Here is an 11,594-nt window from a genome sequence, read left to right as displayed (position 1 = left end):
AGTTCCTCCTGTAAACACTGATGATATTTATGAAATTTAATTTCTTAAAGCGTTGTCCGTAGTGGAATTACCATATTCCAAGTGTGCTTCGCATTTCGGAACCCTCCCGGTCCATCTGCTACTGCAGCGAATAAATGGGTAGGGACCCCTTCTTGAAATAATAGGAACGGACGTTCAAAGCTGCCCATCCACTGCTCTGTGCCGTCCTCCCAGAGTACCCGCCGGGAATACGATTGCGTTGAATCAGCCAGCTGCCAGTCGGTTCCATCCGGAGATGATGCAAATATCCCACCGTGCTTTTCTCCACATATCCGGCCATCCATATCCTTGGCGATCATTTGGTACCCGTCCGTGGTCCGCCAGATAAATGGATCTTCAATATGAGACCGCTCTGCTGGAAACAGCGGTGCGTTGTTAATTACTCTATATGGCCCTTCGTCCTTAGGTGAACCGGCAATGCCAAGCGTCATCTGTCCATAGGAATTGCCCTCGTATTTGCGGGCTTTATATACCAATAGCAAGGAGCCATCTTGGCGAATACAAGGAGCCGGATTGGATGTGAGGAAGCTGTCGAACCTGCCCGGACGTGTAGGCAGAATAGGTGCGTCCATCCTTGTCCATGGTCCGAATACACTGTCGGCTATAGCTAAGCCAACACGTTTGTTGGCACGAGCGGCAATCACCCGATAGTCGTCAAGTTCCACTGTTTCATTAGGCTGCGGCTCAGCGAATGGATGAGTTGAGCCCATATAATACAACAGATACTTATCACCATAACGAAGGATATGCGGATTATGGGTGCTTCGTCCGTCCCAGTATTCCGCTCCCCTTGCGGGTAGTACGGTTTCTTCGTACGTATAAGGTCCTTCCGCGTTATCGGCAGATGCGCGGACAATTTCTGAGCGGAGTAACCATCCCGGATGCATCGGCAGCCACTTCGGCCAACGGGATGCAAATAAATGAAAACGCCCATCCTCGCCACGCACAGCTGATCCGCACCACACCCACCAATCCTCCATGCGGAACCCTCCGTTCAAAGGAGCAGGCAACATTCGGTTCATCAATGAAAAAGTCATTTTCTACCTCCACGGCTTATTGCTTTACATCTGTTAGTCCATAACGTTTAGCAGCACTGCCATGTAGCCATTCCGCAGCAATATTCAGCGCCTCCTCCCGGCTGATCCAGCCTTCCGCTATTTGACTTTCCAAAAAGCGCGCAAGTATTTTTTTAACGAGCAGCAGCTTGCCATATGTCCATTCGATACAGCGCGCATCCGAGACAATGAGCGAACACTTGAGCGGGGCGAGTGCCTCCAACCGATACTGCATGCTCTGCAAATAGGTACTGGGTCTGAAGTTATACCACCACATCCCACCTACATGAACGTTAGGGAAATTCCATGCAGCCTGCACAATATCCAGGTTATTTAATTCTGAAGCCACCACCAGCTCAAACGGAATGGAATACCGTTCAAACAAACCATACAGTTTAACAATCCGTAGCGGATCGTTAACTGGCGCAGCCGATGTATTACACCATCTGCGTTCGACGCCGAGAAACAGCTGCAAGAACATTCCTCTTACTTGCAGTTCCGAACAGATATGATGAAGGAGCAGCATCATGATTTCATCCGGTTCAGTTACGCTGCTAAGATTGTAAACATCATGAGCATTGGCTTCAAAGGCTGGCAACGTAGTCATGATTCCCGGACAGCCCATCGTCTGATATGAGTGCAACTGCTCGCTAATAAATTTTTTCGCTTGAGTATAAGCCGCTTCCCGGCTGGGATCAGAGGCATCTGCAATATTCTTTGCCAGCTCAGGCAGCCAGGAGTCAATTCGAGGAATCAGTAGAGCATTTTCTCTCATGTGTGCAAAGTTGGCATGCTCCGGACGGTTTACAATAAACCGCTGCACATGCAGGCGGTCAGCTACGTTTTGCGCCCAGCCGGGATCGTTACTTTGCTGTTTAACCGTTATATCCGCTTTGAACACCGACTCTGAATCAGTGATGGAGATACCGTACAAATCTTTCATGATTGCTGTAAAAGCACGATTCATCATCGTATTACGGGAAGCGTGGTAAGCTCTAACAAAAGAGTCAGTCCGTTTCTCTTTCGAAAGTTGGTCCGCATCTGCCGGATATCCTGCTGACTGAAGCTCTTGGTTCAACCAGAAATAATCGGCTATTTCCCAGAAGTCAGCCGCGTTTAGCTTATCGCCGACAAGATGGGTATGTGTATCGATTACAGGCATACGCATGATTTCATCACACAAAGCAGTTTGACTCATCATACTCCCTCCTAACTGGCAGGAAGCCCTTCGAATGAAGAGGCTTCCTGAGAATCTTTCTATTTCCGGCTTTGCTGATTAAGGATTCCCTCATTATTTTTGTAGCGTTCTGTTGCTTCTTTTAAGATTTCTTCGCCGCCCTTTTGCTTATATTCCTCGATGACTTTTGGGAAATCGCTAATCGGTTCTTTGCCATAAATCATTTTGACCATATGGTCTATGATCAGTTTTGGTGCCTGATCGGGACGTTTGGAGGCAAGATCAGGGAACTTGCTGAAAGACTCCAGATCAGGTACAAATCCGATGCCCCCTAAGCCTTCTTTACTCAGAGTTTCATCCAATGCTTTCAAGACATCTTTACCACCCGTAAGCAGCTCAGTTCGTTCGCGGTTGATTGTTCCGTCCCCTACCCAGCGCAGCTGTGTGCGGAATTTCTCTTCATCTTGGGCAGCCTTGTTCTCTGGCAGCTTATAATCAACTTTTCCGTCTTTTACCGTGTAATTCTCGCCTTCAATCCCAAAGCTATAGAAATTACTGGCTTCCGGGGTCTGCATCCATTCAAACATTTGGACAATCCGGGCAGCCTTTTCTTTACTGACTTTATTGTTGATATACAGTGAGGTATTGACCGAACTATACAAGCCGTATCCTTTTTGTCCATGGTCACCGGTTGGCGACGAGATAATATCCACTTTCGCTTCCGGATTGGACGCGGCGATCTGGGTCCGGAAATCCAGGAGATTCTGCGCATTAGCTGTCCAGATCCCTGCATTGCCTGCAGCAATATTTTCACCATACTGTGCCGTTTGGATTGTCGCAAAATCCTTCTGAATGAGGCCTTCGTCATACATCGTTTTGTATACGTTCAGTGCTTTTTCCATATTCTCGGAATTATAAAATTTGGGTACGATCTCTCCATTGTCCTCTGTAAACTGATAGCCAAGCGCGTCATATGCACCAAATGCGATATCTGCATACTTGAAGTTCTCACGCATCTGATAAGGAGCGCTCACACCGAGTTTCTTAAAAGCGCGCAGCACATTCAAGAAATCCTCAATCGTTACAGGTACCGGAAGGCCAGTTTTCTCCAATAAATCAGTTCGGATAAAGGTGGCACGTCGAGATGGATTGCTGAGCCAAGTCGGAATGCCATATATTTTTCCGTCGTAGCTGACTTCATCCCATGCTTCCTGCGGGACAACCTTCATCAGGTTGGGCGCATTCTCCTTCAGCAGATCATCCAGCGGCATAAAAACACCAGCCTGAACCGACCCAGCCATCGATTTATCCGTAGCCCCTCCGACATTTTGAACCACATCCGGGATATCACCGCCGGCAAACATAACAGCCATTTTGGAATCAAAGTCCTTCAAAGGAATTAACTTAATATCTAAATCGACATTCGCCCGTTTCTCCAACTCCTTGACCCACTTATCGGTGTTAATGTCTTTAGAACTTTCCGTGTAAGCGTTTCCGCTTGTGTTTAACGAAATACTAAATTTAAGCGGTTTTGATTCGCCTGCTGCATCGACGTTACCGTCCGATGTTTCATTGCTTCCGCATCCTGCGACGAGACTTGAGACAAGCGCCGTGGATAGGATCAGACTAACCCATTTTTTCATCTGGATAATCCCCCTTATTAGTATAAAAAGGTATTTGGTTTACCTGTACCCATCATAAAGCTGTATCAACAGCACTCCCATGGGGTGGATTATTGTGGGATGTGTTTTTTTGTGATCGGTTGTCGTTATAAAAAAAGACCATCCCAAAAAGTCCGCGGCTCGGACCTCAGGACAGCCTTTTGATCCTCTTTCTCTTCGGCGATTAGCACCTATGCATTAAGTACTTGATGTTCCTTCCTTCCGGAAATCGGCATTCTCATGATCATGCGTGTTCCGCATTCTGGACTGCTTTCTACGTCAACGCCGAATTCTTCTCCGAAGACAAGCTGAATCCGGCGATGAACATTTTGCACACCGATGCCGCCTGGGCTTCCTTTCCCTTCCTCCACATCGGCGAGTCGATTTTCACTCAGTTTGAGGCGAAGTTCTTCAAGCCGCTCCGGGGTCATCCCGCTGCCATTATCCGTAATGCTGACCCAGAAGATATCGCCATCCTCTCCAGCATCAATCGTAATCGTGTGATAATCTTCAACACCATAACGAAAGGCGTGCTGGAACACATTTTCCACAAGTGGCTGTAAGGTCAAGCGAACCATTTTGCGCAGAAGCATTTCAGGCTTTATCCGCACATCGATTTCAAACGGCCTTCCGATCCGGTGATTGATAATGACCATATAATGGATGACATGCTTCAGCTCATTTGCTACGGTTATCTCTTCAAGATTGGTGCGCACCGAATAATGCAGCATGTAGGACAGGGCTCCGACGATTTCTGATATTTCATCTGAATCCTGAATTACTGCATAGCAGACCACCGTTTCGAGCGTATTGTATAAAAAATGAGGGTTGATCTGCAGTTGTAAGGATTGGAATTCGGCCTTCTGCCGCTCAGCTTCCATTTCCTTGTTCTTCAGTTCTGACTGATACACGGTGTCCACAAGCTCTGACAAGCGGGTTACCATCAGATTGTAACGAACGATAAGCCCAGTGACCTCATCCTGGCTTTTCGGAAGGGAGATTAATTCCCAATTTCCTTTTTCGGTCTGGCTCATTCCTTTCATCAGTATACGGATGGGTGTAGTAACGGACTTACCAAATCGGCTTGCCAGAAACAGCGCTATCATAAATGTCAAAATCGCGACAACAATAATATAATTCCGGATGGTAATTAGCGGCTTTTGCAGCTGAGTGTCTGGGATGGATACAACCAGATGCCAACCGGAATATTCCGCATTACGGCTGATATAAGATTTTTCCACGCCCTCTGCCGAACTGCGGAACATCGCCTTTCCTGCTTGCTCAATTTGCTTGCCAAGACTATCGGGAATCAACGTCCCTACTTTGTTTTGATCGTTATGATATTGAATCCTGCCTTCGCCATCTACAATAAAAAAATAGCTTTCGGGACCAAGATCGATTCCTTTCCATAACGTAGAGAGCTCCTCCGCTTTGACTTCGATGCCTACGAATCCTTTCATCTCTGGTGACTGAAGACCGCGAATGCTGCGGATTAAGGTCAACATCGGCGTTTGATCCCCACGGATACTGTAATTGATTACATTCAACTGTCCACTGACATCTGTATGTTCTTTGAAATACCGGATCTGTCTAGCGGTGTCTTCCTGTGTAAAAGATGGCGCTGAACCGCCATTATAATAATAAAGCGCATTCCCGGAATACCCGATAATATATAGGGCTTCAATCTCGGGATTGCGAATCCATACAGGTTCAACAATAGCATCGCGAATATCGGTCGTGTAGCGGTAATTTTCATATTCCTCACGATCTGCTGATAGATCAATATATCTTTTAACTCTCAAATCCGTTAGTAGCGCCACGGTGGACCGTTGATAGGATGAAATATAGAGATTGGTATGATGAACTGCATTATTTACGATCTGAATCATTTGGTTTTCAGTGCTTGACTGCAATTGCTTGGCAGAAATGCTGTAAAAGGAAATCCCCAGCGCTGACAGGGAAAGTAAGATGACAATGGTAAAATAAAATAGCAGCTTCCGGCTGAGGGTTGCTCTCATTATTCAATGCCAAACGAAGCACGGTATTCCGAAGGTGACACACCCACGAGATTTTTAAATGTCTTCGTAAAATGAGGATAATCCTCGTAACCTACATGAATCGAGATGTCACTGATTGTCATGGTGGGTACGGCAAGAAGTCTGCGCGCTTCCTCCATTCGTCTCCGGATCCGATAGTGTACGAAGGTTTCCCCCGTCATTTTTTTGAATAATGCGCTGAAGTAGGTGCGGGCAAGTCCCACCCGTTTGGCTACTTCTTCTAACGACACATCCTCAGCCAGATGTTTATCAATGAAAGCTTTTGCTTCTTCAACCGGGTCCTTATAGTTGCCTTTGCGAGTAAGCTGCAGCTCCGCAAGTATACCGTTTATTATCGCGACAAATGCTAACATCGTTTCTTTTTTCGTATTGGCGGCTTTTACCCCTCCACAGCACCGGGACGGAGGCTTCCAGCCTCGGCGTTCCAAGCGATCTACGATCATTTGCAGACAATCACTCAGCACTGCATCCATGCTAAAGACGTTCAATCCTTCAAATAAACCCGATGTTTCTCTTTCATCAAGCAGACGGTTTGTCTCATCACGTTGCAGCAGCCAGATGTGTTGTTCCAGCTGTTCGGCCCAATCCACGTATTTATGAACAGGAATAATGCTGCCTGTCATGCCGGATATCAGTTCTCTCAGCATATCATGCACATCCTGCTGGAGAACCGGCTTCAGTAAATACCGTTTAACGCCATAGGCCATTGCTCGTTGTGCATATTGAAAGTCATTGTACCCGGAAATGACTGCCACCTGGACATGACTGTAATCACGGTGAATTCGTTCACATAAATCAAGGCCATCCATCCGCTTCATGCGCAAATCTGTCAGCACTAAATGCGGTTCTAGCTTTTGGATAGTTTCTAAGGCTGCTTCGCCGTCGTCGGCTGTATAAATCGCGGTGAATGAGACCGGATAACGCTGGACCATCTTCACCAATCCTTTTTGAATGACAGGCTCATCTTCTACAATCAATACTCGCACTTGTATCAAATCCCTTCCGGAATGGAATCAGAATCAGTTGTCTTGTGGTATGAAATTGATTTGAAGTTGCGATTATTGGCAACGCTTCCATTTTTGAGTTTGGATTATATCTTACCATATTTTGATAAGCAGATGGCTGTTTCTTTTAAAGGATGATGCAAGCTGATTAATTTAAGACTTAATAGATCCGATTAACATCCCTTTGATAAAATACTTTTGCAGAAACGGATACACGATAATAATCGGTATGACGGAGACGACAATAACTGCCATTTGCACACCTGCCGGAGATACTTCATTTACGTTTTCTAATAAGCTGCCCGCTTGCCCAAGGTCGTTACTCAGTACGATTTCCCGAAGCCGCAGCTGAAGTGGATAAAGCGCTCGTGTATTGATAAAATACAACGCCGATGAATAAGAATTCCAATGGGATACCGCGTAAAACAAGCCCATAGTTGCCATAACTGGTTTGGACAAAGGAAGGATGACGCTCCACATCGTGCGCAGCTCTCCCGCTCCATCCATTCGCGCGCTGTCTATCAGCTCAGTAGGCAGGGCTGAGAAAAAAGAACGCATGATGAACAGGTTATATGCACTGATGGCCGATGGGATGATTAATACCCATAAAGAGTCGATCAAGTGCAAGTTTTTGATGACCATATAGTTCGGTATGAGCGGAGCGTGAAATATCATCGTAATTAGGATTAAAATCAGAACTCCTTTGCGCATCGAATATTCGGATCTGGATAAAGGATAGGCCAGTGATGCAGTTAAAATCAGATTAATAAGCGTTCCGACAACGGTAATAAATATACTTACCATGAAAGCTCTCCAGATGGAGGTATCCCCAAGAATAACTTGATAATTCATAAGCGTCCAATCTACAGGGAATAGCTTAACCTCGCCTGCATTAATGGCATGAGTGCTGCTAAATGATTTGGCGAGCACATGCAGCAGAGGGAAGACCATCAAGCACCCGACCAGCATCAGAAATATATAGTTGAAAACGTCAAATAGGCGACCTTTATTTTTCATTTACTCTTCGACTCCTTTCTAGTAAAGTCCATCCCCTGATGCTTTTTTACTAAGCGTATTCCCGATCATGACTAGCAACAGTCCGACGACCGATTTAAAGAGGCCTATAGCTGTTGTATAGCTGTATTGCTGATCAATAAGACCCACTCGGTATATATAAGTATCGAGAATATCTCCATTGGTCTCATTAAGCGAATTGATAAATACAAACACTCGCTCAAAGCCAAAATCAAGGAAGTTACCGATATGAAGCAGAAACATAATCATGATAGTGGGCAAGATCGTCGGGATCGTTATAGATAAGGTTTGTTTCCAACGATTTGCTCCGTCAATCCGGGCCGCTTCGTACAGCTCAGGATTCACAGCAGCGAGTGCGGCTAAATAAACAATAGTTCCCCATCCACTGTCTTTCCATATGCCTGTTCCAACCAGGATGGTACGAATATACGAGTCCTCGCCCAGAAAATAAACGGAGTCGAGCCCAAAAGCATTTAAGATCTGGTTCACGATACCTGTCGTTGGGGACAAAATGCCAATCATAATCCCCCCAATAATGACCCATGAGAGAAAATGGGGCAAATAAACGACGGTCTGCAAAATCCGTTTATAGAAAGCTTTTCTCACTTCATTAAGAAGGAGGGCGAATATTATGGGAACCGGAAACGCAAAGACCATATCATATAGGCCGATCAGGATAGTATTTTCAAGAATTCTCAAAAACTCTGGATAGGTGAACATCCGCCGGAACTGATCAAGGCCAACCCACGGACTGCCTGTAAAACCTTTGAATATGTTGTAGTTTTGAAAGGCCATGATGGAACCCGCCAAGGGTAAGTATTTAAATACGATAAAAAAAATAATGCCCGGAAGTGAAATGAGATACAGCGCTTTATATTTGCGCAAATTGGTCATTCGTCTTTGGAATGGGGAAAGATCTGGCCTGCTCGCTGGCAATGCGGCTGGCACTTGTTGTGGCATAAATATCGCTCCTTTGGTTGCAGTTTGGATTTTGTTGTATGGCTAATGTTAATCCAATATCCAGGTCTTCAAAATGGAGATTTTTCGGCTTGCCTGTGTTTTATTACGATTGACTATTGTGCACAAATCTTGCGGGACTTCCCTGCAACTGAAGAAAAAGTATATTCAAATCCCTGACCATCGCTAATAAGAGATTGTTCTGGCAGATCGAGCGGAACGGCAGACCAAATTCGATATTCAGCGGTAACCGTAGAGTGAATCGTCGCTTCATCCAGCTTTCCTTGGCTCCAAGAAAGATCAACGGTAAAACCACCTCTTGCTCTCATCCCCCTTATGCTGCCTGAAGACCACTCCTTGGGAAGGGCAGGTAATAGTCGAAGTTCTCCTCGGTGGGATTGCAGCAGCATTTCTGCTACCCCTGCTGCTCCACCAAAATTGCCGTCTATTTGAAAGGGTGGATGGCAGTCTAAAAGATTCGAATACGTGGAGGAGGCTAACAGTTTAATTAAATGCTCATAGGCTTCCGCACCCATACCGAGACGGGCATAAAAGTTGACGATCCATGCCCTGCTCCAGCCGGTATGACCTCCACCTCCGTCAAGGCGGCGTTCAAGCGTTCGCCGGGCTGCTGTGGCAAGCTCAGGGGTGTGCCTCATGTCAATCTGTTCCCCCGGATGTAATGCGAACAACTGAGAAATATGCCGGTGACCTGCGTCTTGCTCTTCGTAGTCAAACAGCCATTCCTTAATCTGTCCATGACTGCCCACACTCGGCTGTGGAATGTGTTCAAGCGTCTCATGTAGTTCAGAGAGAAACATTGTATCTTCTTCTCCGATAATTAATGCCGCTTCCGAACAGGCGGATAGCAATGTATATGCGATTTGCAAATCCATGGATGGTCCCATACAGAGGCTGCCGCTGCTTCCGTCCGAAAGAAGGAAGCGGTTTTCCGGGGAGACTGAAGGCCCAGTAATTCGTAAGCCACCTTCCTCTACCATGTAATCAAGCAGAAAAATCGCTGCTTCCTTCATCACTGGATAGGCCCTTTCCTTGAGAAAAGAAAGATTCAGTCCAAACCGGTAGTGTTCCCACAAATGAAGGCATAACCAAGCAGCACCCATTGGCCAGACCGTGCAGGTAATTAGGATGCCTTCTGGTCGGGTTTCCGCCCATAAGTTAGTGTTATGATGAGCAACAAAACCGCGACAGCCATACATTTCTTTTGCCGTTTCTTGACCGTTCAACTGCATCCGTTCGATCAGATCAAACAGCGTTTCATGGCATTCAGCCATATTTAGGACTTCGGCAGGCCAGTAATTCATCTGGAGGTTAATATTAATTGTATATTTTGATTCCCATGGCGGGGTAAAGCTATCATTCCATATGCCTTGCAGATTAGCAGGCAACGTACCTGGTCGAGAACTGGAAAGCAGTAAGTAGCGCCCATACTGTACATATAGTGCAACTAGTCCCGGATCACCAGACTCATTGGGATTGCTTCTTTCATCTTTTGCTTGCTGTAACCGCTGTAATCGCTTATCGGTAGGAAGCTCAGCGTACAGGTCTCCACCCCTAGTTAAATCGATTGAAAATCGAGCAAACCGGGACTTGTACTCCTCCTTATGCTGCTTTATTAGTGTTGCAAAAGACTGAGCCGTAGCTTGATCCAATTGCTCTAGACAGGCTTTTTCAGGTTGATCTACGCGAAAGGTACTCTGCGCTGCCAGCATAAGGGTGACGGAGTCTGCCCCCTCAATAGAGATGAAATCCCCGATGAGCCTCTGGCGGCCTCCTTGTTGAACTGCCCTTAGTGCTGTGCAAAAGCGAACGCCATCCGCTCCGCATTCCCCATTCATTAAAACTGTGTTTGCAGGACCAGTGCTACAGCCGGTATCGAACGGACGACGCATAAGATTCGCAGCCAACGTGATCTTGCCAAGTCTGTCAGCTGTCAATCGGACTAGCAATACACCGTCCGGTTCACTTATAAAATATTGCCTGTAATAGCGAACCCCGCCACAACGGTACGATACCGTAACGACCGCTTGCTCCAAGTCGAGCTCCCGCTCGTATTTTTCTATAACCTCACTGGAATCCAGAAACTTTAAAATCAAATCTCCAAGTGGCTGGTACGGCTGCTCATATTTTGGTGAAGCAGTCATAGCCATTCGTGCCAAATGTTCTGCCTCCGCCTGCCTGCCGTCTTTCAGCATTTGCCGAATCTCTGTTAAATATGGCTGAGCTGCAGGATTAGCTGCACGTCCAGGGCCGCCGTACCAAATTGAATCTTCGTTAAGCTGGATTTTATCTTGGCCGATCATACCGGACACCATTGCCCCGAGGCGCCCATTTCCTATGGGAAGAGCCTCATTCCAATTTGACGCCGGGCTTGTATACCATAATCGAAGACGTTCTGATTCCTGCTTGGTTGCCGGTAATGCTACCTCTTGTTTCGCTCGTCTTCTTTCACTCAACTCTTGTTCACCTGGCCTTTCCTATTTTCAGTTCATATCATTCGTCAGTAACTCCACTTCCTATGCTACTCTTGATCCTGATGTCTCTCCATGGCATAGATTGTTAGGGGTTGTGTTTTTTTATGATCCAAA

At 46.3% G+C, this 11,594-nt stretch carries 8 protein-coding genes; all 8 read right to left on the bottom strand.

Features of this window, described 5'->3' with window-relative positions; translation table 11 throughout:
* Nucleotides 1-44: 44 nt before the first annotated feature.
* The gene (locus NST40_RS14825; RefSeq protein ID WP_341002549.1) at nt 45-1,076 is read right to left on the bottom strand and encodes a glycoside hydrolase family protein; all 1,032 of its coding nucleotides are present in this window, start codon (nt 1,074-1,076) and stop codon (nt 45-47) included.
* 16 nt (nt 1,077-1,092) lie between these two features.
* On the bottom strand, nt 1,093-2,295 hold the full coding sequence (locus NST40_RS14820) for a glucuronate isomerase (protein WP_342410838.1): 1,203 nt from the start codon (nt 2,293-2,295) through the stop codon (nt 1,093-1,095).
* A 56-nt stretch (nt 2,296-2,351) separates the two neighbouring features.
* Nucleotides 2,352-3,914 carry an extracellular solute-binding protein gene (locus NST40_RS14815; RefSeq protein ID WP_111504065.1) on the bottom strand — a complete coding sequence of 521 codons (1,563 nt, stop codon included), beginning with the start codon at nt 3,912-3,914 and terminating at the stop codon, nt 2,352-2,354.
* A 209-nt stretch (nt 3,915-4,123) separates the two neighbouring features.
* Complete coding sequence (locus tag NST40_RS14810; RefSeq protein WP_341002545.1) at nt 4,124-5,950, bottom strand: histidine kinase; 1,827 nt, start codon at nt 5,948-5,950, stop codon at nt 4,124-4,126.
* The gene (locus NST40_RS14805) at nt 5,950-6,975 is read right to left on the bottom strand and encodes a response regulator (RefSeq protein WP_341002544.1); all 1,026 of its coding nucleotides are present in this window, start codon (nt 6,973-6,975) and stop codon (nt 5,950-5,952) included. The genes NST40_RS14810 and NST40_RS14805 overlap by 1 nt, the downstream gene beginning before the upstream one ends.
* Before the next feature lie 171 nt (nt 6,976-7,146).
* On the bottom strand, nt 7,147-8,010 hold the full coding sequence (locus tag NST40_RS14800; RefSeq protein WP_076125649.1) for a carbohydrate ABC transporter permease: 864 nt from the start codon (nt 8,008-8,010) through the stop codon (nt 7,147-7,149).
* A gap of 18 nt (nt 8,011-8,028) precedes the next feature.
* The gene (locus NST40_RS14795; protein WP_051491014.1) at nt 8,029-8,922 is read right to left on the bottom strand and encodes an ABC transporter permease subunit; all 894 of its coding nucleotides are present in this window, start codon (nt 8,920-8,922) and stop codon (nt 8,029-8,031) included.
* A gap of 179 nt (nt 8,923-9,101) precedes the next feature.
* Nucleotides 9,102-11,462: a glycoside hydrolase family 95 protein gene (locus NST40_RS14790; protein ID WP_342410837.1), complete on the bottom strand. Its 2,361-nt coding sequence runs from the start codon at nt 11,460-11,462 to the stop codon at nt 9,102-9,104.
* Nucleotides 11,463-11,594 lie beyond the last annotated feature (132 nt).

The sequence above is a fragment of the Paenibacillus sp. FSL R10-2778 genome (assembly GCF_038593035.1).
Lineage (GTDB): Bacteria > Bacillota > Bacilli > Paenibacillales > Paenibacillaceae > Paenibacillus_AQ > Paenibacillus_AQ odorifer.
Note: the sequence above shows the minus strand (reverse complement) of the source record. Positions and strands in the feature narration are given on the sequence as shown.